Genomic DNA, 22,593 nt, shown 5'->3' with positions numbered 1-22,593 from the left:
GGTGGGCAAAGCGAAGCGTGCCCACCAACAGCTCATCGTATGGAGAGATGGTGGGCACGGCGCTATGCGCCTTTGCCCACCCTACTTCTGTGTCCGCGCAACAATCAGACCGCGCCGATATCGGCAAGGCAGGCTTGCGTCAGGCTCATGCGCGCCTCGATGTGACGCTGTTCGGGACAGTCCATGTTGAGCGCGAACACGGTGTGTGCCTCGCCCTTCTCGGCCCAGCCGACCATCCAGCCGAGCGAGCCCTGCTCGCGCCCGGTCAATCCCGACTTGGCGCGGATGACGCTGTCGCCGACCTTGGTCACCGGCAGGATGTCGGCCACGAGATCCTGGCTGCGCTTGGAGATCGGCAGTGCGCGACGGCGCAGCCGATCGACGAAATCGATCTGCTCGATCGGATCGATGCGCAGCGCGCCGGACAGCCAGAACTGATCGATGCCGCCGCCGATGTCGCGATTGCCGTAGTCGAACAGATCGACATATTTCTGCATCCGCTCCTGCCCGATCCGGCGCGCGATCTCCTGATAGACCGGCACGGCGCTGACAGCGATTGCACTGCGCAGCGTGTGGTCCTTGTTCCAGGCTTCGATCGGCCGCTTCACGCCATCCCACGGAAACACGTCCTTGTCGGGGTCGGCGACGACGCCGGTCTCGAGCGCGATCAGCGAGTTCGGGATCTTGAAGGTCGAGGCCGGCAGCTTGCCCTCGCCCGAGCGCTCACGGTCACTCGCGACGATCAGATAGTCCTCGACCTTGTAGCCGACGAAGGTGCCGGCGGTGCCGAGATCGGTAAAGTGCTTCGCCAGGCTCTCGCGGATCTCGTTGCGTGGCGGCGCGACGTTGGCAAATGCACGCGACGGCAACGCCGCGGCTGCGGCGAAAAGACCGAGGGTGAAGCGGCGGGTCAGCAAGCGAAACGTCCGTCGAATTGAGGAATATAGCACGACCATGCAGCCGCCATCGTGTTGAAACGATGACAGGGCATTTTTTGAGCATGATCTTTTCGGAAAACCGCTACACACTTTTCCGGATCATGCTCTACCGCGCCCGGCCCGACAGCCGCAGCACGAACACCAGCACCTCGGCGACGGCCTTGTAGAGGTCCGGCGGGATCTCCTCGCCGAGCTCGACCTTGGACAGCGCGCCGGCCAACACCTCGTTCTCCTCGATCGGGATGTCGTGCGCCTTGGCGATCTCGACGATTTTTGCGCCGATCGTGCCCTTGCCCTTGGCGACGACCACAGGCGCGCCGCTCCCCTTCTCGTAATGCAGCGCAATCGCGAGCTTGGAGTCATCACTCATGTGGCGCGATCCAGAAAATGCCCGGCGCGGGCAGGTAGCGGCTGCGGCGGGGTGCCGTCGCGCACCACGATGTCGCCGGGCTTCAGCTCGGCCTTGGTCAGGGCCTGGCTGAGCTCGCCGATGCCGGCACGGAGCTGTTGCGCGGTCGCCGGCCGCTCCGCCCACATCCGCACGAAGGTCTTGTCGCCGTTGAGCGTGATCAGCGCGTGCACGGGGCCGGTCGGCTCGACATTGAGCGAGAAGCGCGCGCGCCAGGCCCGCTTGGCGGGATCGGCCGACTCGCCACCGCCATCGCGCGAGATCTCGAATTGCGCCATCGCGGTGCCTTGCGGGGTCGCGAAGGGGATCTCGAAATTCCACTGCGGCACGGTCGGGTCGATCCGGTGCCCGCTGGCATCGACGCGATCCGGAAGCGAAGCGACCTGGAGCAAGGTCTGCCGCGCGATCGCGGCATCGGTGTCGTCGAGCAGGCGGTGCACGGTGGCAGCGAGCGGCGTGTCCGGCGCAAGCGATGGCGAGGCGATGGATTGCGGCTGTGGCAGCGCGCCGCGAAACGGCGGCGGCGTGGTCGTGCGCGCGGCCGCCTCGAAGACATGGCCATCAGGTACGGCCTTGTTGGAGCCCGGCACATTGCCGATCACGCGCGGCAGGTTTTGCGTGACCTCTTGCAGCAGGCTCGCGGCAAGGCCCGCGGCCGCTGTCCGCGGAAGTGCCGCCTGCGGGGCTTCGGTCGCGAGGTCGGCGAGAACGGCGGCTGCAAGCGCCGCGCCGCGCGGCAGTTGTGCTGGTTGGGCGACCTCCGCGTCGGATGGCTGCGCGGCCGCCTGTACGGTCGCCGAGACTTGAGCCGCAGTCGTTGCGGCCTGCGGCGCGGCCGCGGTGCTCGCCGGTCGTGCGGCGCCCTGCACCGGTGTCTGCGGCACGCCGGCCTCGAGCGTGCCAGAAGCGGCCGCCAGAGTTTGCCGCAGCACCAGCAGCGCCGCCTTCAGGTCCGGCACTGCTCCCGATGAAGGCGTCACGCCTGCGGCCAGCGAAGCCTCGAGGAACAGCCCGGACTTCTGGAATGCGGATGCGATGTCCGCGCCGTCGAGGGCGGTGTTGAGCGGCGTCTGCTGCGTCAGCACATCAAGCACCGCCTGCTTCAGTCCCGCCGGCAAATCGCTGCCGGTGACGACCGCGGCGAGGTTGGCGAACAGCGGCGCCTGGCTGCCCTGCTTCGTGACAGCCTCAGCCGAGGCCAATGTGACGGCGACTTGCTCCGACGGCGTCAGGGGATTGCGCGCCGCGGTCGCGGACGGCACGAGCGAGGGACTGTCCACCAGCGACGCAGCCGTGGGCGTCAGCGTCACCTGATCGGCCGCCGTCCCGCCTGCGCTATTGACGACGGCGAGCCGGATCGTACCGTCGTTCTGCGACACCGCGAGCTGAAGGTTTTGGCCCGGCGTGAGCGCGACTTCGGACGTCACGTCGAGGGAGAGGTTGGCAATCGCGATCCGCACCAGATTGTCGGCGAGCACGCTGACCACCCTGGCGTCGACCACGCTGCCGGCCTGAAGCACGAGATCGGGCGTCGCCGCATCAGCCACAGGGCTGGCAGCACTGACGGGAACGATCGAGCTTATCGGCGTTGGCATTTTGAGGGCCCAGCAGAACGCTGCCCCCACCCTAAGGCCGCCCTCGTAAACCTCTCGTTAAGGACCTTTGGCCGCCGCCAAAACCGTCACCGCGGCCTGGAAATCCTTCAGGCGGGCGGCCCGGCGGACGGCCGCCTCCTCGTCCACCCCCCATTTCTCCGCGTTCCAGTCCTCGTCGACATGCGCAGCAGCCCAGACCTGGTCGGCATCGCGCACACCATGGGCCAGCGCCAGCGCCAACAGCGCCGAGCCGGTCAGGGTCGTGACCACGTGAAGGGCTGCGACCGACCAGGCATCGCCGGGGAGCGCGGCGCGCGCGGCCAAAACGGCCTCGTCCGGCTGCTTTACCTGCATGACGCCTTCGGACAGGATGAAATGCGCCCCGAGCCGCTCCGCGGCCCAGAACAGCACGGGGTCCCAATGCGCGGCCTCGCGGGCGACCAGGCCCTCGGGGTGGCCGGCGCGGTAGAACAGCAGGTCGCTCTCGAAGTATTTTGCGAGGTCGTCGCTGACGAGCGCGACACGGTCGACGACGCCCTCGACCACGCTGTTGGCGATCCGCGTCAGCGGCATGGCCACGGGATCGATCGTCTCGCCCTGGGCCCTCCATTCCGCGGCCACGGCATCTGCGAGCGGGCGCGAGGGGATCGCGACCTGGCGGCCGGAGGGCGTGCGGATCGGCTTGCCGTCGAGCGTGATGGCAAAGCCGTCCTCGGCTTCAGTGACGCCTGCCTCCTTGTAGAAGCGCTTGCGCAGCGGCGTGCGCGCCGATTGGCGGGCCGCCTCGTACGGATCGCGCGGGGGCTGGCCCGCAGCTTCATCGAACAATTCGCGCATGTGAGTTTTCGGTCCCGGTCGCTCAATGCTAGGCTTGTACGATAAGACCGGCGGCCGATAAAGCGAGCGGCGGGGCATGAGGGAACTTCTGGGCATTGGGGCCCTTTTCGCCGGGCTTTGGCTGGGTGCAGCCGAGGCAGGCTTCCGCACCCCGGAATCGCTGGTCCGCAACGTCTACGCCTATTATGGCGAGGGCGCGCCGGAGCTGTCCAAGGGCCTGCCGCGGGACGCCGCGACCGCCCGGCAATTCTTCGACCCCTCCTTGCGCAAGGTATGGTCCGCGCCGCGGACCGAACCCTATGACTTCATCGTGCAGAGCCCGAGCTGGAAGCTCGGCCCGGTCGCGATCGCGATCATCCGCAAGCAATTCGACAAGACCTATGTCGCGGCCAATTTCGACAATCACGGCCGACGGGTGACGCTGAACTTCATCCTGGTCAACGGACCGGAGGGCTGGCTGATCACGGACGTCGAGAGCCCGCATGACAGTCTGCGGATGTTTCTGGAGCAGTTTCGGAATTGAGGGGCGCCATCACCGCTGTCTCGACACCGTCATTGCGAGCGTAGCGAAGCAATCCTGTATCTCTCCGCGGAGGGATTCTGGATTGCTTCGTCGCAAGGGCTCCTCGCAATGACGGGGTTGGCAGCGGAGCTCAGCCCTACTCTTCCGGAGCGTTCTCGATCGGATCGAACCGGCTCGCGTCGAGCCCCAGCAAATTCCACGACTGCTGCATGTGCGGCGGCAAGGGCGCGGTGGCATCGATCACGCCGCCGCGCGGATGCGGGATCACGATGCGGCGTGCGAGCAGGTGCAGCCGGTTTTGCAGGCCGCCCGGCAACTGCCAGTTCTCGATGTTGAAATATTTGGGATCGCCGACAATGGGATGGCCAATATGTTCCATGTGGGCGCGGAGCTGGTGGGTGCGGCCCGTCACCGGCTTCAGCGACACCCAGGTCAGCTTGTTGCCGGCGGTCTCGACCACCGCGTAGTAGGTCACCGCGTGGCTTGCGCCCTCGTCGCCATGCTGGGCGATGCGCATGATGGTGTCGTCCTCGCTCTCCTCTTTCGCCAGGAAGGTCGAGATACGGCCCTGCTTCGGCTTCGGCAGACCCGGCACCAGCGCCCAATAGGTCTTACGCGCCGAGCGCGAGCGAAACGCGCCGGTCAGATGCGAGGCGGCAAAGCGCGTCTTCGCGATCAGGAGACAGCCCGACGTCTCCCTGTCGATACGGTGGACGAGGCGCGGCTTCTGGCCCTTGGAATCGCGCATCACCTCCAGCATCTGGTCGATGTGGCGCGTCATGCCCGAGCCGCCCTGAACGGCGAGGCCAGCGGGCTTGTTCAGCACGAGGACGTCGTCATCCTCGTAGATCGTCATCTCCTTCAGCGTAGCAAGCGTCTTTTGCGCACCTTCCGACAGCTCGCCGACGGCCTTCGGCGTGTCGAGCTTCAGCGGCGGAATGCGGACGCTCTGCCCCTCCTCCAGCCGATCCTTGCTGTCGACGCGCTTGCCGTCGACGCGCAGCTCGCCTTTACGGACGACGCGCTGGATGTGCGAGAACGACAGACCGGGAAAGCGCGCCTCGAGGAAACGATCGACGCGCATGTTGTTCTCGTCGGCCGACACCTTGACGGTCTGGACCTTGGTCGGCAGCAGCGCCTCGACGGGTTTTGCCGGCGCAGCCCTTTCCGGCGCAGCTTTGGGCGGACGCCGCTCAGCACGCTCGCCGGCAAAGCGCGGCGGCTTCGCGCCCGGTTGGAAGCCTGGCTTACCGCCCGGCCGCGGCCCGGCCTTCTTCGCTGTGCGCGCCTTGAACGGACGCGAATCGTCGCGCTCGTCACGCGAACGGGGCTTTGGATTCATTCTCTTGATGCGGCGGCTCATGATTGCCTGCCTACCCTAAAAGCCGGCTCCCGTCACGGCGAAAGGCCGTTTCTAGCGCGAGCCGCCCCGCTCTTTCCGCAGCTTGGCCCAATAATCCAGCCGTTTCCGGATCTCTCGCTCAAAACCGCGCTCGGGCGGATCGTAGAAAGTCTGGCGGCCCAGCGCTTCCGGGAAGTAGTCCTGGCCAGAGAAGGCATCCGGCGTGTCGTGGTCGTATTCGTAAGCTGCGCCGTAGCCCTCGGACTTCATCAGCTTGGTCGGCGAATTCAGGATGTGCTTTGGCGGAAGCAGCGAGCCGGCCTGTTTGGCGACCTGCATCGCCGTGCCGAAGGCCGTATAGACCGCGTTCGATTTCGGCGCGGTGGCGAGATAGACCACGGCCTGCGCGATCGCGAGCTCGCCTTCGGGATGGCCGAGGAAGTCGAAGGCGTCTTTCGCCGCATTCGCAATCACGAGCGCCTGCGGATCGGCAAGCCCGATGTCCTCGACCGCCATGCGCACGACGCGGCGCGCGAGAAACAGCGGATCCTCGCCGGCATCGAGCATGCGCGCGAGATAATACAGCGCAGCGTCCGGATCGGAGCCGCGCACCGACTTATGCAGCGCCGAGATCAGATTGTAATGGCCGTCGGCGGATTTGTCGTAGATCGGCGCGCGACGCTGCAGGATGTCCTGCAACTGCGCGGCGTTGAAAATCTCGTCCGCCCTTGCCGACCGCCAGACCTCTTCGGCGAGCGTCAGCGAGGCCCTGCCATCGCCATCGGCCATGCGCACCAGCACGGCGCGCGCCTCGGCATCGAGCGGCAGCTTGCGGCCCTCGACCTCCTCGGCATGCGCGAACAGTTTTTCGATCGCGGCGGCATCGAGCGAACGAAACACCAGCACACGGGCGCGCGACAGAAGCGCCGCGTTGAGCTCGAAGGACGGGTTTTCGGTGGTGGCGCCGACCATCACCACCGTGCCGTCCTCCATCACCGGCAGAAACGAGTCCTGCTGGGCGCGGTTGAAGCGGTGCACCTCGTCGACGAACAGCAGCGTGCCGGTGCCCATCTCGCGGCGGGCGCGTGCGGCATCGAAGGCCTTCTTCAGGTCGGCGACGCCAGAGAACACCGCTGATATCTGCTCGAAATGCAGGTCGGTCGCGTCTGCCAGCAGCCGCGCCACCGTGGTCTTGCCGGTGCCGGGCGGGCCCCAGAACACCAGCGAGCCGAGCGTGCGCGTCTCCAGCATGCGCGTCAACGCGCCGTCGGGACCAAGGATGTGATCCTGGCCCACCACCTCCGACAATTCGCGCGGCCGCAAACGGTCCGGCAGCGGATGCGGAGCGTCGTGGTCGAGCCCCGCCGCGGCAAAGAGAGTTGGCGTCTCCTGTGGTCGCTTCGGACTCATCCGCCCAGCGTGACGTTGATCTGCTGGCCGCCGCGCACCAGCGTAATGCGCCAGAGCCGCTGGCTCGCGCCGGCGGCCTTCTCGAGGTCGCCGGTCTTTCCGATCTTCTGGTTGTTGACGGCGAGGATGATGTCACCCTTCTGGAAGCCGACATTGGCGGCCGGCGAATCGTCGCCGAGCTCGGTGATGACGACGCCCTCGGTGTCTGCATCGAGATGCAGCTCGTCGGCCACGGCCGGCGTGATGGTCGAGACCTTTGCGCCCTGGAACGGTGAGCGCGCCGTGATGACGAGCTCGTTGCGGCCGGCGTCAGGCGCGGTCTCCAGCCCCACGGTCAGCTTCGCCGGCTTGCCGCCGCGCTGCACGTCGATCTGCGCCGTGCCGCCGAGCGGACGCGTGGCGAACCGATAATCGAAGGCGTTAGGGTCGTCGACGGTCTGGCCATCGATGCCGGTGATGAGGTCGGAGGATTTCAAGCCCGCCTTCGCCGCGGGGCCGTTCGGCACGACACTTGCGACCAGCGCGCCGGTCGGCGAGCGCAGGCCGAGGCTTTCGGCGATCTCGGGCGTCACGGCTTGCAACTTGGCGCCGAGCCACGGCCGCTTCACTGCCTTGCCGCCGCTCTTGGCGGAGGCGACGACGACGCGCACCATGTTGGCGGGAATCGCAAAGCCGATGCCCTGCGAGCCGCCGGAGCGCGAATAGATCGCGGTGTTGATACCGGCAAGCTTGCCGGTCATGTCGACCAGCGCGCCGCCGGAATTGCCGGGATTGATCGCAGCGTCGGTCTGGATGAAGAACTGGTAGTCGGTGATGCCAACCTGTGTGCGCGCGAGCGCCGAGATGATGCCGTGGGTCACGGTCTGGCCGACACCGAAGGGATTGCCGATCGCCATCACGACGTCGCCCACCATCAGCTCGTCAGAATTGGTGAATTCGAGAGCCGGAAACTTCTCTTTCGTGTCCTTGAGGCGCAACACCGCAAGATCGCTGCGCGGATCCTTCAGCACGATCTCGGCCTCGAACTCGCGCTTGTCCGACAGCGACACCTTGACCTGGTCGGCGCCTTCGATGACGTGGACGTTGGTGACCACGAGGCCGGACGCATCGATGATCACACCCGAACCGAGCGAGCGCTGCACCTGCTCCTGTTGCTGGCCCGGAACGCCAAAGAAGCGGCGGAAGATCGGATCGTCCAGCAGCGGGTTGCGATTCTGCACCACTTTCGCCGCGTAGACATTCACGACCGCCGGCTGCACCCGCTGCACGATCGGAGCATAAGAGAGCCGCAGCTCGGCTGGCGACGAGGGCACGCGCCGGTCCTGCGCCGAGGCCGGATCGAGGTGGCCCGAAAAGCCTACGCAAAGTGCAGTGATGACGGCCGTACAGATCGATCGAAACATTCCTACCTCTTGGAAAAGACGACGGAATATAGGCGCGTTCGCCACCCAATAGAAGGGCGCGAGATGGCAATATTCGGCCTCTCCCCGGTGTGACCGGCATGCAAGCCCGGCGTGCAAAATGACAATCCGGCCGGCGCCGCTCATTGGCATGACGCGCATCATCTTGCATGCTGCCTGATGGCGGATTCGGCTGCGGCGAATTTACATCAGGTGGAACCGCAGCAGCCGTGGCGCGCCGTCGCGGGACAGTCATCGATCGTTCTTAGGCTCTCCCGTTGCGACTTGGGGAAGTTGGTCTAACCGATGGAGTGGTGACGTGAGCAGGACAAGAATTGCAGCCACGGCGATTGGTCTCGCCGGCGTGCTGGCGGCCTCGCAGGCGCAGGCACAATCAGCCAGCAGCAGCGAGCAGGAGATCGCACTCCTGAAGCAGCAGCTGAAGATGCTTGAGCAGAAACTGGACAAGCTACAGAGTCAAACCGCCGCGAACACGGTGGCGACCGCGAAGGCCAAAGCCGAAGCAAAGGCTGAAGCACGCTCCGAAGCGAAGGCCGTCGTCGCCAATGCCAATGCGGCGATCCCAATGAAGAGCCCGCCGCCTGCATCCGGCGTTGTGGTGACGATGCCGAACAACCGGCCGACCATCTGCACGGCGGACGGAGCCAACTGCGTCGCGATCACGAGCCGCGTGCACTGGGACGTCGGCGGCTACGACTACCGTCCCAACACCGCGGGAACGGTGCCGCAGAAACTCGACAGCGGCGAGAACGTCCGCCGCGCGCGCATCGGTGTCGTCGGTAAATTCCTCGAGGACTGGAATTTCGCGCTGATCTACGATTTCGGCGGTACGGCTGATGGCTTCGGCGGCACCGTGGGCTCCTCTACGACTCCCCCCACCGTCGGACTGCTGCCCGGGGGCGGCACGTCCGGCATCGAGAACGCGTTCGTGAGCTATACCGGACTGAAGCCTTTTGGCGGCAAGATGGCCATCGAAGCCGGCGTCATGGACCTCGCCTGGACCATGGATGAGTCCACGAGCTCCAACGACATCGCCTTCATGGAACGTGCCTCGGTCGGCGTGGTTGCGCAAAACATCGCCGCCGGCGACTTCCGTTCTGCTGCCGGCGCCCGCTGGTACAACGACGTGTTCTACGCCGGCGCCTACGCGACGGGCCCAACCACGGGTGCCATTCACTCGGCGTCAAGCGCCGTACCTGCCGGCACCAGCGAGCAATACGGCGCGACCGCCCGCGTTGCAGGCCAGGTCGTCAGCGGCAACGACTATTCGGTGCATCTCGGCGCCGACGCGCAGTGGCTGATCCAGCCGCCACGCAATCTGGTCGCGAACACGCAAACCCTTACGCTCAGCGACCGGCCCGAACTGCGCATCGACCCGACGACACTGATCTCGACCGGTGCGATTGCAAATGTCTCGGGCGCGCAGGTGTATGGTGTGGAAGCCGCAGGCACCTATGGACCGCTCTGGGTCCAGGGCGAATACTACTGGTTCAACATCGATCGCAATGCCAATACCGCCGTGGTACCGATCGGCACGTCGAGCCTGAAATTCCAGGGCGGTTACGCGCAGGCGGCCTACGTCCTGACCGGTGAATCCCGCAAGTACAATCCGGGCAACGCCGCCTATGGCGGCGTCAAGCCGGTGCATCCGTTCTCGCTCGAAGGTGGCGGCTGGGGTGCCTGGGAAGTCGCGGGCCGCGTGAGTCAGATGGATCTCAACGATCAGCTCGCGACCGCCGCCGGCATCGCCGGCGGCCGCCAGACGGTCTACACGCTCGCGCTCAACTGGTACGTCAACGGCAACGTCCGCTTCATGCTCGACTACCTGCATGGCAATATCTCCAAGCAGGCCTCGCCAGTCTCGGCGGCGGATACGGGCTCGAGGTTCGACGCGGTCGCGATGCGCACGCAGTTCGCGTTCTGATGCGATCTCTTCCGGGGGCGGCATCGTCCGCTCCCGGACATCTACGCCGCGCGTTTCGGCGTTCTCACGACCACCGGCTCGGGCGCGCAGGACAGCCGCTCCTGATGGCCCTCGCCCCAGGCTTTCAGGATATCGATCACCGGACGCAGGCTCTCGCCGAGTTCGGACAGCGTATATTCGACGCGCGGCGGCACTTCAGCATAGACCTTGCGGACGACGAGCTTGTCGTCCTCGAGCGCGCGCAGCTGCTTGGTCAACATGCGCTGTGTGATCCCGGGCATTCTCCGGCGCAATTCACCGAAGCGCTGGGTGCCGCTTTGCAGATGATAGAGGATTACGCCCTTCCACTTGCCGTCGATCAGGTCGAGTGCCGCCTCGACCGCGCACCCGGGTCGACGGGCAAAATTCTTCCGTTTCATCGGATTTTTCCCAATAGTATCCAAACGGGGACTAGTTCCCCGAATTTACAGTACTTGCCAAATGGGGGCCAGCGCGACAGTTAGACGGCAGGCAATCGCCGCCAGCAACGGAGACCCAAGCCATGAAGGCCGTCGGCTACAAACAATCTCTTCCGATCGAGGATGCGGAGTCACTGATTGATTTCGAGGCTGCCAAACCCGAGCCGATGGGGCGCGACATCCGCGTTGCCGTGAAGGCGATCTCGGCGAATCCGGTCGACTACAAGGTGCGCAAGCGCGCCGTCCCGCCCGAAGGCGAGACGAAGATTCTCGGCTATGACGCGGCCGGCGTGGTCGATGCCGTCGGGCCCGAGGTCACGCTGTTCAAGCCGGGCGACGAGGTGTTTTACGCAGGCTCGATCCTGCGTCAGGGCACCAACTCCGAATTCCACCTGGTCGACGAGCGCATCGTCGGCAACAAGCCGAAGTCGCTCTCGTTTGCGCAAGCCGCCGCCCTTCCCCTCACTTCCATCACCGCCTGGGAGTTGCTGTTCGATCGCCTCGGCGCGGTGCCCGGCAAGAGCGTCGATCCGCGCACGCTGCTGATCACCGGCGGTGCCGGCGGCGTCGGCTCGATCCTGATCCAGCTCGCCCGCCGCCTCACCGGCCTCACCGTGCTCGCGACCGCGACGCGGCCGGAATCGCAAAAATGGTGTCTCGATCTCGGCGCGCATGCGGTCATCGATCACGGCAAGCCGATGAAGCAGCAGATCGAGAAGCTGAAGCTGCCGCCGGTCGCGCTGGTGGCGAGCCTCACCTTCACCGAGCAGCACTACAAGGCGATCGCGGAGTTCATGGCGCCGCAGGGCAGGTTCGGCCTGATCGACGATCCGCCGGAATTCACCATGAGCACGTTCAAGGGCAAGGCGATCTCGGTGCACTGGGAATCGATGTTCACGCGCTCCTCGTTCCAGACGCCGGACATGATCGCGCAGCATCATCTGCTCAACGACGTCGCCGACCTCCTCGACAAAGGCGTGCTGCGCACCACGCTGGACCAGAGCTTTGGCACCATCAACGCCCGCAATCTCAAGCGTGCGCACGCGCTGCTCGAGAGCGGCAAGTCGCGCGGCAAGATCGTGCTGGAGGGGTGGTAAGGCACGCGCGGTGCCGCAGGGTGGGCAAAGGCGTACTCGCGCCGTGCCCACCATCTCGCGACGGCGCGAAAGGGTGGTGAGCACGTTTTCGCTTTGCCACCCTACAATAGCTGCGATGGGTCGACGCCCTCGACGAACAGCAGCCGCCGTTCCAGCGCATCGGCACGGATCTTCAGCGCCTCGGCGTATTCCGGCGAGGCGTACCATTCCTTCAGCCGCGCCATCGACGGGAATTCGACGATGACGATGGCCTTCGGCGGAAGGTTGCCCTCCGCCAGCTCTGCCCTGCCTCCGCGGACGAGATATCGTCCGCCAAACTGCGCAATCGTCTTCGCGGCAAGCGCGCGATAAGCCCCGAATCCATCGGGGTCGCGCACCTCGACTTCCGAAATCACATAAGCTGCCATGCGCCGCTCCTACGCGATCGTATTGACGATGCCGCCTTCCGCGCGCAGCGCTGCGCCATTGGTCGCTGACGCCTCCTTCGAAGCGACGTAGACCACCATGTTGGCAATCTCGTCGACACTGGCGAAGCGCTGGATCAGCGAGCTCGGGCGGTGCTGCTTGACGAAACTTGCGGCGGCTTCATCGACCGACTGCCCGTTCTGCTTGGCGAGATCCTTCACGAAGGTCGCGACGCCTTCGGACATGGTCGGGCCGGGCAGCACCGAATTCACGGTGACGCCGGTGCCGCGCGTGAGCTGGGCGAGACCACGCGCGACCGAGAGCTGCGCCGTCTTGCTCGTGCCGTAATGGATCATCTCGACGGGAATGTTGAGCCCGGACTCCGAAGAGATGAAGACGATGCGGCCCCAGTTGCGCTTGAGCATTCCCTTCAGGTAAGCGCGCGACAACCGAACGCCGCTCATGACGTTGACCTCGAAGAAGCGGCTCCAGTCCTCGTCCGGAATGTCGAAGAAGTCTTTCGGCTCGAAGATGCCGGCATTGTTGATGAGGATATCGACCTCCGGCAGCGCTGCCACCAGCGCCTTGCAGCCGGCGGCGGTCGAGACGTCGGCGGCGATGCCACGGACCTTGGCCCCCGCGCCTTCCAGCTTGCGGACGGCCGCATCGACCTTGTCCTGGCCGCGCCCGTTGATGACGACGCTCGCGCCGGACCCGAGCAGGCCCTTGGCGATGGCGTGGCCGATGCCGGCGGTCGAGCCGGTCACGAGGGCGGTCTTTCCGGAAAGGTCGATATTCATGAATCATCTCCATTGAGGTTGACGGAGATATCGTGCGCTGCTCAAGCAGCTTCAATCGTCCCTCACCGACGCGTGAGGATTCAGCCCCGCGGGGGTAGCGTCCGGAGAAACGCGACGATGGCATCGAGATCCTGGGCCGTCATGGTGGCGTAGCCAGCATAGGCCATCGGTGGCTTCAGCTTGTGGCCGTCGCGCGCGATGCCTTGCGTAATCGCACGTTTGATTTCGTCGTCGCTCCATTGGCCGAGACCCGCCACCGGATCCGGGGTGATGTTGGGGGAGATGGATTCACCCCACGGCCCCTTGAAGGTCCGGCCGCCCTTGCCGCTTGCTGCGGCAAAATCGTGCACCGCGGACGGACCTTCCGGCGTGTGACACTCCAGGCAATGGGCGATGGTCAGGAGATAGCGGCCGCGCGCGAGCTTGTCGGCGAGCTCGGCCTCGGCGGCCTGCTTGCCGGCATAGGTCGGCGTCTCCGGCTTCAGCGGGATCTTGTATTCCGGCGCCGGCGTCTCGTGCCGCACGGCCGGCACCGAGCGCAGGTAAGCTGCGAGCGCATCGAGATCGCGGGCCGTGAGCACCGTGTAGAACTCGGTCGGCATGATCGGCGCGACCTTGGTCCCGTTCGGCCGGATACCGCTGGCGAGAAGGTGCTTCAGCTCGGCGTCGGTCCAGTTGCCGATCCCGGTGTCTTTGTCTGGCGTGATATTGGAGCCGGTGACCTTGAAGGCAGGCTCGTCGAACGTTTGCCCTCCCGAGAGCGCCCGCGACATGTCGAGGCCCTGTGGGCCGCGCGGGGTGTGGCAGTTGTGGCAGACCATCACGCTGTTGACGAGATAGGCGCCACGCTCGACCAGTGTCTCGGCGGCAGCCGGCGACACCGAGAGCGCCAGCACGATGCCAAAGACCATCTTCATCGAAGCCTCCCAATCAAAATGCTTTTGTGGAAAATCATCGTGCGCAGCATGAGAAATGGCTGCGGGATACAAAAAAGCGGCGCCCAAGGGCGCCGCTTTCCGAAACTCAATACCGGTCGGCTTACGCCGCCTCGGCTTCCTTTTCCTGCACCGGACCGGAGTCCTGGCCCTTGGCATCGACGTCGCGATCGACGAATTCGATGACAGCCATCGCGGCGTTGTCGCCGTAGCGGAAGCCCGCCTTGATGATGCGGGTGTAACCACCCTGGCGATCCTTGTACCGGGCAGCCAGCACGTCGAACAGCTTCTTGACCTGGTCCTTGTCGCGCATTTCGGAGATCGCCTGGCGGCGCATGGCGAGCCCACCCTTCTTGCCGAGGGTCACGAGCTTCTCGACGATCGGGCGAAGCTCCTTGGCCTTGGGCAGCGTGGTGACGATCTGCTCGTGCTTGATCAGCGCGGCCGCCATATTGGCGAACATCGCCTTGCGGTGCTCGGCCGTGCGGTTGAGCTTCCGATGAACCTTGCCGTGACGCATGTGTCTATTCCTTACGTATGAACTGCCGCGATGGTTCGTCGGATCAGTTGCTCAGGTGGGCTTCCTGCGTTCGCCCATAAAAATCGCGGCCGGAGGCCCGACCGCGACAGTGAAAAAAGGATCAGTAGTGATCCTCGAAGCGCTTGGCGAGCTCGTCGATGTTCTCTGGCGGCCAGCCCGGCACTTCCATGCCGAGGTGCAGACCCATCTGGGCCAGCACTTCCTTGATCTCGTTCAGCGACTTGCGGCCGAAGTTCGGGGTGCGGAGCATTTCCGCTTCCGACTTCTGCACGAGGTCGCCGATGTAGACGATGTTGTCGTTCTTCAGGCAGTTGGCCGAACGCACCGACAGCTCGAGCTCGTCCACCTTCTTGAGGAAGGCCGGGTTGAAGGCGAGGTCCGGGATGATCTCCTGGGCGACTTCCTTGCGCGGCTCTTCGAAGTTGACGAACACGTTGAGCTGATCCTGAAGAATGCGGGCGGCGTAAGCCACCGAGTCATCCGGCGAGATCGCGCCGTTGGTCTCGATCGTCATGGTCAGCTTGTCGTAGTCGAGGATCTGGCCCTCGCGGGTGTTCTCGACCTTGTAGGAGACCTTGCGGACCGGCGAGTACAGGCTGTCGACCGGGATCAGGCCGATCGGCGCATCCTCGGGACGATTGCGCTCGGCGGGCACGTAGCCCTTGCCGGTCGAGACCGTGAACTCCATGCGGATCTCGGCGCCGTCGTCGAGGGTGCAGATCTGGAGGTCCGGGTTGAGCACGACGACGTCGCCAACGGTCTGGATGTCGCCGGCGGTGACGGTGCCCGGGCCCTGCTTCTTCACGACCATGCGCTTGGGGCCTTCGCCCTGCATCTTGATCGCGATGTCCTTGATGTTCAGCACGATGTCGGTGACGTCCTCACGGACGCCCGCGATCGAGGAGAACTCGTGCAGCACGCCGTCGATGTGCACCGACTGCACCGCCGCGCCCTGGAGCGAGGAGAGCAGGATGCGGCGCAGCGCGTTGCCGAGCGTCTGGCCGAAACCGCGCTCGAGCGGCTCGGCAACGACGGTCGCAAAACGGGCCGGATCGCTACCAGCAATCACCTGGAGCTTGTTCGGCCGGATCAGTTCTTGCCAATTTTTCTGGATCGTCACTGTTTTCACCCATACGGGCCAGTCGATTTGAGAACTCAAATACTGGCGTTGGAGAAAGGCCGCAGATCATTTCCCACGGCTTCGTAAAAAGTCATCGCGGGCGACCACGCGCCCGCAACTTGGTATCAAACGCGCCGGCGCTTGCGCGGACGGCAACCGTTGTGCGGGATCGTGGTCACGTCGCGGATCGAGGTGACAGTGAAGCCCGCGGCCTGGAGCGCGCGAAGCGCCGATTCGCGGCCCGAACCTGGACCGGCGACTTCGACTTCCAGCGTGCGCATGCCGTGTTCCTGCGCCTTCTTCGACACGTCTTCAGCGGCAACCTGCGCGGCATACGGGGTCGACTTGCGCGAGCCCTTGAAGCCCATCGTGCCGGCGGACGACCAGGCAATGGTGTTGCCCTGCGCGTCGGTGATGGTGATGGTCGTGTTGTTGAACGACGAGTTCACATGCGCGACGCCGGAGGCGATGTTCTTGCGCTCACGACGACGAACGCGGGTGGCTTCCTTGCCCATAGAGTACCTTTCCTGGAGATCTCAAACGCCGCCGTAATGCCAGCGGCTACACCTGTGAAAATGCGAATGGTGAGTGGCGAATAGCGAGTGGATGACCACTCGCCATTCGCCACTCACCTATTCGCGTCGAATTACTTCTTCTTGCCGGCGATGGCCTTGGCCGGGCCCTTGCGCGTACGCGCATTGGTGTGGGTACGCTGGCCGCGCACCGGCAGACCGCGACGATGACGCAGGCCGCGATAGCAGCCGAGGTCCATCAGACGCTTGATGTTGATGCCGACCTCGCGACGCAGATCGCCCTCGACGAGATAGTCGCGGTCGATCACTTCGCGGATCTGGAGCACTTCGGCGTCGCTGAGCTGATTGACGCGACGATCCTCCGGGATCTTGACCTTCTCCAGGATTTCACCGGCGATCTTTTGGCCGATGCCATGGATGTACTGGAGCGCGATCAGCACGCGCTTGTTGGTGGGAATGTTCACGCCGGCAATACGGGCCACGGCCTTCTCTCCTGTCGCCGATCCCTCGTCAGGAATCGGGCTTTAAGTGCTTGTGTTCTCGGGCAGGTGTCCGCAAACGCGAACACGACGCCCACCCCCGGTCTTCCTGGGGCCCGGCATCGTCTGAAACTATCCGACTTGGATGCGGGGCTTATTAAGGGATTCAGGGGGCTTTCGTCAACCGCCGCTAGCGTTTGGCTCGCTTTTTCGTGACCTTTTTTGGACCCTTCTTCGAAGCTTTTTTGACTGCCTTTTTGGCCGCCTTTTTCGCGACTTTCCTGGCCGCCTTCTTGACACCCTTTGCGGCCTTCTTGGCGGCCTTGTTGGTGGGTTTTGTGGCTTTTTGGGCCGTTTTCGCCGGCTTTTTGGCCTTCTTTGCCCCTGTCTTGGCCGGTGCCGCCTTGGCCGCGCTCCGGGCATGCGTCCTGGGCTCGACCGCACCCAGCGCCAGCAACAGGCGGTGGATGGCACGGGTGACCTCGTCGATGGTCATCATGCCGTCGATGGTCGAAAGCTTCCGACGCTCGGAATAGTAGTGAATCAGGGGTTCCGTCTGGCTACGGTAGCTGGCGAGTCGCTTGGTCAGGACCTCCGGGGTGTCATCGACCCGGACCTCCTCGCCACGCTCCCGCATCTGGGCGACGCGGGTCTCGACGCGGCTCAAAAGCGCGCTCTCGTTGACGCGGAGCTCGATCACGGCGTCGAGCTTGAGGTGCTTGTGGCGGAGCAGCTCGTCCAGCGCTTCGGCCTGCGGCACGGTACGCGGGAAGCCGTCGAGGATGAAGCCATGCTTGGCGTCCTCCTCGTCAATACGGTCCGAGATGATCCCGACCACGATTTCGTCGGGCACGAGACCGCCGCCGGCCATGATCTCCTTGGCCTTGAGACCGACCGGCGTGCCGGCCGCAACCGCTGCACGCAACATTTCGCCGGTCGAGAGCTGAACGATGCCATAGCGCTGCACCAGCAGCTGCGCCTGGGTCCCCTTGCCCGACCCCGGCGGTCCCAGAAGTATAATTCTCATCGGCGTACGCCCCCCGGATTGGTGAGCGATACGTCGCGCACCTGTGTTTGAAAGTTGAGTAACAGTGCAAATCATAATCAGCGCCGCACCGCTACCCATATCATAGGGGAGCAAGTGCCCGGACGCCAAGAAGGCCGTCGAAATCAGCGATTGTGTTGCTGTGAAAGCAGTTCTGTCGATGCGACCGAATGACTGGCCGATTGCCTCTGCGAGCGTCTCGCCTTGCTCGCGCAGCGAATCGGCGGCGCGGGCGCGCCGCCTGAGAGGAACGCCGCGGCCCTAGCGACGGCGGCCGCGCAGCTTCGACTTCCGGATCAGGCCTTCGTACTGATGCGCCAGCAGATAGCCCTGCACCTGCGCCACCGTGTCCATGGTGACGCTGACGACGATCAGCAGCGACGTGCCGCCGAAATAGAACGGCACCGAGGCGTAGGAGATCAGGATTTCCGGGATCAGACAGACGATCGCGAGATAGATCGCGCCGAGCACGGTGATGCGCGACAGCACGTAGTCGATATATTCCGCGGTGCGCTCGCCGGGACGGATGCCCGGGATGAAGCCGCCGTGCTTCTTCAGATTATCCGCAGTCTCGGTCGGGTTGAACACGATCGCAGTGTAGAAGAAGGCGAAGAACACGATCAGCGCGAGATAGAGCACCAGGAACAGCGGCCGGCCGTGGCCGAGCTGGGTCGTGATCCACTGGAACCACTCGGGCCCCGAGCCCGCGTTGAAATTCGCAACCGTGGTCGGCAGCAGCAGCAGCGAGGACGCGAAGATCGGCGGAATCACGCCCGAGGTGTTGAGCTTGAGCGGCAGATGCGAGGACTGGCCCTCGAACATCTTGTTGCCGACCTGGCGCTTTGGGTACTGGATCAGAAGCCGCCGCTGCGCGCGCTCCATGAACACGATGAAGGCGATCACCGCGACCGCCATGATGATGACGACCAGAATCAGGCCGGTCGACATCGCGCCCTGACGGCCCAGCTCGAGCATGTTGGCGAGCGCAGCCGGCAGCTCGGCGACGATGCCGGAGAGAATGATCAGCGAGATACCGTTGCCGATGCCGCGCGAGGTGATCTGCTCGCCCAGCCACATCAGGAACATGGTGCCGCCGGTCAGCGTGATCGCGGTGGAGATCCGGAAGAACATGCCGGGGTCGCTGACGACGTTGCCGGCGCCTTCGAGGCCGACCGCGATGCCATAGGACTGGAACGCGGCCAGGATCACGGTGAGGTAGCGGGTGTACTGGTTCAGCAACTTGCGGCCCGCCTCACCTTCCTTCTTCAGCGCCTCGAGCTGCGGCGAGACCGTGGTCAGGAGCTGAATGATGATCGAGGCCGAGATGTACGGCATGATGTTCAGCGCGAAGATCGCCATGCGGTGGATGCCGCCGCCGGCGAACATGTTGAACATGCCGAGGATACCGCCCGCCTGCGAGCGGAACACCTGTTCCCAGATGTTGGGGTCGATGCCGGGCAGCGGGATGTAGGTGCCGAGGCGATAAACGAGCAGCGCACCCAGGGTGAACCAGATGCGCTTCTTCAGCTCGTCGGCCTTGGCGAACGCGCCGAAATTGAGATTGGCTGCCAGTTGTTCCGCTGCAGAGGCCATATTGGACTTTCTCCCGCCGCCTTTTGCGCCGACATGCCCGCGGCCGGGCTAGTCTAGCGGACGCCGGACACTATCTGGGGCTTCGGCTTCGATAAGTCCATCGTCCGGCACGCGTAAAGGCCCGCGAGGCGCGGGCCGATGACGCAGTTGTTACGCCGCCTCGCCCTCTTCCTTGGCAGGGGCGAGGATCTTCACCGAGCCGCCGGCCTTCTCGACCGCCTCGATCGCGGACTTGGTGGCGCCGTGCACTTCGATGTTGAGCTTGGCCTTGAGCTCGCCGCGGCCGAGCAGCCGCAGGCCGGCCTTGGCGCGGCGCAGCACGCCGGCCTTCACCAGCGCCTCGACGTTCACGACGCTGCCGGTGTCGATCTTCTTGGCATCGACCGCGTCCTGGAGACGGTCGAGATTGATCTCGACGAACTCCACACGGAAGATGTTGTTGAAGCCGCGCTTCGGCAGACGGCGATGCATCGGCATCTGGCCGCCCTCGAAACCCTTGATGCGCACGCCCGAACGCGCGGTCTGGCCCTTGCCGCCGCGGCCGGACTGCTTGCCCTTGCCCGAACCAATGCCGCGGCCGACGCGCATACGCTTCTTGCGCGAGCCGGCGTTGTCGGCGATATCGCTGAGCTTCATCGCCCTTCTCCTTATCCTACTTCTCGTCGACGATACGGACGAGATGGTGAACCTTCTCGATCATGCCGCGGACTGCCGGGGTGTCCGGCAGCTCGCTGACGCGGCCGATCTTGTTGAGCTTGAGCCCGATCAGCGTCGAGCGCTGCGAGTGATGGCGGCGGATCGCGCTGCCGGTCTGCTCGAGCTTGATCGTCTTTGCGGCCTTGGCCATGGGAGTCTACTCCGAAACTTCCGTTAGTCGGCAGCCGCCTCGGCATCGCCGCCGATACGGCGGGACTGCAGAGTGGACACCTTGATGTTGCGGCGGGCTGCGACCGAACGCGGTGAATCCTGGTGCTTGAGCGCATCGAAGGTCGCGCGCACCATGTTGTACGGGTTCGACGAGCCGATCGACTTCGCCACCACGTCCTGGACGCCGAGCGTCTCGAACACGGCGCGCATCGGGCCACCGGCGATGATGCCGGTACCGGCCGGAGCTGCACGCAGATAGACACGGCCCGCGCCATGACGGCCGGCGATGTCGTGATGAAGCGTGCGGCCCTCGCGCAGCGAGACGCGGGTCAGGTTGCGCTTGGCGGACTCGGTGGCCTTGCGGATCGCCTCAGGCACTTCGCGCGCCTTGCCGTGACCGAAACCCGCGCGGCCCTTCTGGTCGCCGATCACGACCAGCGCTGCGAAACCGAAGCGCTTGCCGCCCTTGACGACCTTGGCTACGCGGTTGATGTGGACGAGCTTGTCGACGAACTCGCTGTCGCGCTCCTCGCGCTCCTTGCGTTCGCGTCCGCCGCCGCGTTGATCGCGTCCACCACGTTGTTCGCGTTCTGCCATTTTTCCAATCCTTCAGAGGCTTGCGCCTCAATCCTCAAATTCTGTTAGAAGCTCAGCCCGCTCTCACGCGCAGCGTCGGCGAGAGCCTTGACGCGCCCGTGATAGAGGTAGCTGCCGCGATCGAACACGACTTCCTTGACACCCTTCTCCGCAGCGCGCTCGGCCAGCAGCTTGCCGACCGCCTTCGCCGCATCGATGTCGGCGCCGGTCTTGCCGCCGTCGCGCATCGACTTCTCGAGCGACGAGGCAGAGGCCAGCGTCTCGCCCTTCAGGTCGTCGATGACCTGGGCGTAGATGTGCTTGGACGAACGGAACACCGACAGGCGCGGACGGCCGCCAGCCGAGCGGCGCAGCTTCAGCCGCACACTCCGCTTGCGCCGGGCATTCGTAACCTTGGCTTTCGACATGACCGGCTCCGTTACTTCTTCTTGCCTTCCTTGCGGAAGATGAATTCGCCAACATACTTCACGCCCTTGCCCTTGTAGGGCTCCGGCGGACGATAGGAGCGAATCTCGGCGGCGACCTGGCCGACACGCTGGATGTCGCTGCCCGTCACCGTGATCTCGGTCGGCTTCGGCACGGTGATCGTGATCCCTTCCGGGATCGGATAGATCACGTCGTGGCTGTAGCCGAGCGCGAGCTGCAGGTTCTTGCCCTGCATCGCGGCGCGATAACCGACGCCGGTGATTTCGAGCTTCTTCTCAAAACCCTTGGTGACGCCTTCGACCAGGTTAGCGACCTGGGCGCGGGCGGTGCCGTACAGCGCCCGCGCGCGATTGGTCTCGGTCCGCGGCTTGACCTTCACCTGGCCGCTCTCGAGCTTTACCTCGACGTCGTCATGGACGACGAACTGAAGCTGGCCCTTCGGCCCCTTCATCTTGACGGTCTGCCCGTCGACGGTCGCGGTCACACCGGACGGCACCGCCACAGGCCTTTTGCCAACACGTGACATGGATCAAAAATCCTTCTCAGAACACCGTGAAGAGGACTTCGCCGCCCACGTTCGCTTCGCGCGCACTGTGGTCGGCCATGATCCCCTTCGGCGTCGACAACACCGAAATGCCGAGTCCGTTATTGACCCGCGGCAGGTTCTTTACCGAGGCGTAAACGCGACGCCCGGGCTTGGAGACACGTTCGATCTCGCGGATGACGGGCTCGCCGTCGAAATACTTCAGCTCGATCTCGATCTCGCTGCGGCCCGAGGCATGCTCGAGCGTCGCGTAACCGCGGATGTAGCCCTCGCTCTTCAGCACTTCGAGGACGTTCTCGCGCATCTTCGAGCCAGGCGTGGAGACCTTGCTCTTCGCGCGCATCTGCGCGTTGCGGATGCGGGTGATCAGATCGCTGATTGGATCGTGCGTAGACATCTAAACGACCCTCCTTACCAGCTGGACTTCACGAGGCCCGGGACCATGCCCTTGGAGCCAAGGTCGCGCAGCGCGATACGGGACAGCTTGTTCTTGCGGTAGTTCGAGCGCGGGCGGCCCGACAGCTCGCAACGCAGGCGGATGCGGGTCGGCGACGAGTTGCGCGGCATTTCCGCCAGCTTCAACGTCGCAGCGAAACGCTCCTCCATCGGCAGCGTCTTGTCGGCGATGATCGCCTTCAACCGCTCGCGCTTGGGGGCGGCGTTCTTCGCCATCCGCTTGCGCCGGTTGTTCTTCTCGACTGAACTCTTCTTTGCCATGCTTGGCTCCTGGGTATCCGCGTTTGAGAGGCTTTAG

General features: G+C 64.7%; 27 protein-coding genes. 3 read left to right on the top strand and 24 right to left on the bottom strand.

The window, feature by feature from the left end; translation table 11 throughout:
* Positions 1-104: 104 nt before the first annotated feature.
* From blaOXA to IC761_RS14710, 4 genes are all read right to left on the bottom strand, one after another.
* The gene (gene blaOXA, locus IC761_RS14725) at positions 105-956 is read right to left on the bottom strand and encodes a class D beta-lactamase (protein WP_438265124.1); all 852 of its coding nucleotides are present in this window, start codon (positions 954-956) and stop codon (positions 105-107) included.
* An 88-nt stretch (positions 957-1,044) separates the two neighbouring features.
* Complete coding sequence (locus tag IC761_RS14720) at positions 1,045-1,308, bottom strand: EscU/YscU/HrcU family type III secretion system export apparatus switch protein (protein WP_195803922.1); 264 nt, start codon at positions 1,306-1,308, stop codon at positions 1,045-1,047.
* Positions 1,305-2,942: a flagellar hook-length control protein FliK gene (gene fliK, locus IC761_RS14715; RefSeq protein WP_195803921.1), complete on the bottom strand. Its 1,638-nt coding sequence runs from the start codon at positions 2,940-2,942 to the stop codon at positions 1,305-1,307. Before fliK ends, IC761_RS14720 begins: the two co-directional genes overlap by 4 nt.
* 57 nt (positions 2,943-2,999) lie before the next feature.
* A complete protein-coding gene (locus tag IC761_RS14710; RefSeq protein WP_195803920.1) occupies positions 3,000-3,779 on the bottom strand; it encodes an ATP12 family chaperone protein in 780 nt (259 codons plus the stop codon).
* Between the two features lie 76 nt (positions 3,780-3,855).
* On the opposite strand from IC761_RS14710, the gene IC761_RS14705 reads away from it, so the two are divergent.
* Entirely contained in the window at positions 3,856-4,302 is a 447-nt protein-coding gene (locus IC761_RS14705) for a hypothetical protein (RefSeq protein ID WP_195803919.1), read from the top strand.
* A 136-nt stretch (positions 4,303-4,438) separates the two neighbouring features.
* Here the strand turns inward: IC761_RS14705 and IC761_RS14700 are convergent, their stop codons facing one another.
* Genes IC761_RS14700 through IC761_RS14690 form a run of 3 tightly spaced genes read right to left on the bottom strand, consistent with a single transcriptional unit; the run spans position 4,439 to position 8,457 of the window.
* On the bottom strand, positions 4,439-5,665 hold the full coding sequence (locus IC761_RS14700; protein ID WP_195803918.1) for an RluA family pseudouridine synthase: 1,227 nt from the start codon (positions 5,663-5,665) through the stop codon (positions 4,439-4,441).
* Positions 5,666-5,716: 51 nt separating this feature from the next.
* On the bottom strand, positions 5,717-7,054 hold the full coding sequence (locus IC761_RS14695) for a replication-associated recombination protein A (RefSeq protein ID WP_195803917.1): 1,338 nt from the start codon (positions 7,052-7,054) through the stop codon (positions 5,717-5,719).
* Positions 7,051-8,457 carry a DegQ family serine endoprotease gene (locus tag IC761_RS14690; RefSeq protein ID WP_195803916.1) on the bottom strand — a complete coding sequence of 469 codons (1,407 nt, stop codon included), beginning with the start codon at positions 8,455-8,457 and terminating at the stop codon, positions 7,051-7,053. Before IC761_RS14690 ends, IC761_RS14695 begins: the two co-directional genes overlap by 4 nt.
* Before the next feature lie 316 nt (positions 8,458-8,773).
* Between IC761_RS14690 and IC761_RS14685 the strand changes: the two genes are divergently transcribed.
* A complete protein-coding gene (locus IC761_RS14685) occupies positions 8,774-10,399 on the top strand; it encodes an OprO/OprP family phosphate-selective porin (protein WP_195803915.1) in 1,626 nt (541 codons plus the stop codon).
* 41 nt (positions 10,400-10,440) lie between these two features.
* On the opposite strand, the gene IC761_RS14680 is transcribed toward IC761_RS14685, so the two are convergent.
* Positions 10,441-10,818 (bottom strand): winged helix-turn-helix transcriptional regulator, encoded by a 378-nt coding sequence (locus tag IC761_RS14680; protein ID WP_195803914.1) that lies wholly within the window; start codon positions 10,816-10,818, stop codon positions 10,441-10,443.
* A 122-nt stretch (positions 10,819-10,940) separates the two neighbouring features.
* On the opposite strand from IC761_RS14680, the gene IC761_RS14675 reads away from it, so the two are divergent.
* The gene (locus IC761_RS14675) at positions 10,941-11,954 is read left to right on the top strand and encodes a zinc-binding alcohol dehydrogenase family protein (protein WP_195803913.1); all 1,014 of its coding nucleotides are present in this window, start codon (positions 10,941-10,943) and stop codon (positions 11,952-11,954) included.
* Positions 11,955-12,055: 101 nt separating this feature from the next.
* Here the strand turns inward: IC761_RS14675 and IC761_RS14670 are convergent, their stop codons facing one another.
* The 16 genes from IC761_RS14670 to rpsN all read right to left on the bottom strand — a co-directional run bounded on the left by IC761_RS14670 (position 12,056) and on the right by rpsN (position 22,556).
* Entirely contained in the window at positions 12,056-12,361 is a 306-nt protein-coding gene (locus IC761_RS14670; RefSeq protein ID WP_195803912.1) for a DUF1330 domain-containing protein, read from the bottom strand.
* Between the two features lie 9 nt (positions 12,362-12,370).
* Positions 12,371-13,159: an SDR family NAD(P)-dependent oxidoreductase gene (locus tag IC761_RS14665; protein WP_195803911.1), complete on the bottom strand. Its 789-nt coding sequence runs from the start codon at positions 13,157-13,159 to the stop codon at positions 12,371-12,373.
* 80 nt (positions 13,160-13,239) lie between these two features.
* Positions 13,240-14,076, bottom strand: coding sequence for a c-type cytochrome (locus IC761_RS14660; protein WP_195803910.1), 837 nt, complete (start codon positions 14,074-14,076; stop codon positions 13,240-13,242).
* 121 nt (positions 14,077-14,197) lie between these two features.
* Entirely contained in the window at positions 14,198-14,614 is a 417-nt protein-coding gene (rplQ, locus tag IC761_RS14655) for a 50S ribosomal protein L17 (protein ID WP_195803909.1), read from the bottom strand.
* Between the two features lie 121 nt (positions 14,615-14,735).
* Positions 14,736-15,764: a DNA-directed RNA polymerase subunit alpha gene (locus IC761_RS14650; RefSeq protein ID WP_195803908.1), complete on the bottom strand. Its 1,029-nt coding sequence runs from the start codon at positions 15,762-15,764 to the stop codon at positions 14,736-14,738.
* 116 nt (positions 15,765-15,880) lie between these two features.
* On the bottom strand, positions 15,881-16,270 hold the full coding sequence (gene rpsK, locus IC761_RS14645) for a 30S ribosomal protein S11 (protein ID WP_007603045.1): 390 nt from the start codon (positions 16,268-16,270) through the stop codon (positions 15,881-15,883).
* Between the two features lie 131 nt (positions 16,271-16,401).
* The gene (rpsM, locus tag IC761_RS14640) at positions 16,402-16,770 is read right to left on the bottom strand and encodes a 30S ribosomal protein S13 (RefSeq protein ID WP_014494511.1); all 369 of its coding nucleotides are present in this window, start codon (positions 16,768-16,770) and stop codon (positions 16,402-16,404) included.
* A gap of 187 nt (positions 16,771-16,957) precedes the next feature.
* A complete protein-coding gene (locus tag IC761_RS14635) occupies positions 16,958-17,794 on the bottom strand; it encodes an adenylate kinase (RefSeq protein ID WP_195804652.1) in 837 nt (278 codons plus the stop codon).
* Between the two features lie 279 nt (positions 17,795-18,073).
* A complete protein-coding gene (secY, locus tag IC761_RS14630) occupies positions 18,074-19,405 on the bottom strand; it encodes a preprotein translocase subunit SecY (protein WP_195803907.1) in 1,332 nt (443 codons plus the stop codon).
* A 150-nt stretch (positions 19,406-19,555) separates the two neighbouring features.
* Positions 19,556-20,041, bottom strand: a complete 486-nt coding sequence (gene rplO / locus IC761_RS14625) for a 50S ribosomal protein L15 (RefSeq protein WP_195803906.1) — start codon at positions 20,039-20,041, stop codon at positions 19,556-19,558.
* Between the two features lie 16 nt (positions 20,042-20,057).
* The gene (gene rpmD / locus IC761_RS14620) at positions 20,058-20,252 is read right to left on the bottom strand and encodes a 50S ribosomal protein L30 (protein ID WP_063682061.1); all 195 of its coding nucleotides are present in this window, start codon (positions 20,250-20,252) and stop codon (positions 20,058-20,060) included.
* Positions 20,253-20,275: 23 nt separating this feature from the next.
* Entirely contained in the window at positions 20,276-20,869 is a 594-nt protein-coding gene (gene rpsE, locus IC761_RS14615; RefSeq protein ID WP_008136332.1) for a 30S ribosomal protein S5, read from the bottom strand.
* Between the two features lie 44 nt (positions 20,870-20,913).
* Positions 20,914-21,276, bottom strand: a complete 363-nt coding sequence (gene rplR, locus IC761_RS14610; protein ID WP_024342458.1) for a 50S ribosomal protein L18 — start codon at positions 21,274-21,276, stop codon at positions 20,914-20,916.
* 11 nt (positions 21,277-21,287) lie between these two features.
* Complete coding sequence (rplF, locus tag IC761_RS14605) at positions 21,288-21,821, bottom strand: 50S ribosomal protein L6 (protein WP_195803905.1); 534 nt, start codon at positions 21,819-21,821, stop codon at positions 21,288-21,290.
* A gap of 16 nt (positions 21,822-21,837) precedes the next feature.
* Positions 21,838-22,236 (bottom strand): 30S ribosomal protein S8, encoded by a 399-nt coding sequence (rpsH, locus tag IC761_RS14600; protein WP_195803904.1) that lies wholly within the window; start codon positions 22,234-22,236, stop codon positions 21,838-21,840.
* Between the two features lie 14 nt (positions 22,237-22,250).
* Positions 22,251-22,556: a 30S ribosomal protein S14 gene (gene rpsN / locus IC761_RS14595; RefSeq protein WP_195803903.1), complete on the bottom strand. Its 306-nt coding sequence runs from the start codon at positions 22,554-22,556 to the stop codon at positions 22,251-22,253.
* Positions 22,557-22,593: the final 37 nt, after the last annotated feature.

The sequence above is a fragment of the Bradyrhizobium commune genome (assembly GCF_015624505.1).
Classification (GTDB): Bacteria; Pseudomonadota; Alphaproteobacteria; order Rhizobiales; family Xanthobacteraceae; genus Bradyrhizobium; species Bradyrhizobium commune.
This window is presented reverse-complemented; position numbering and strand designations above follow the sequence as displayed.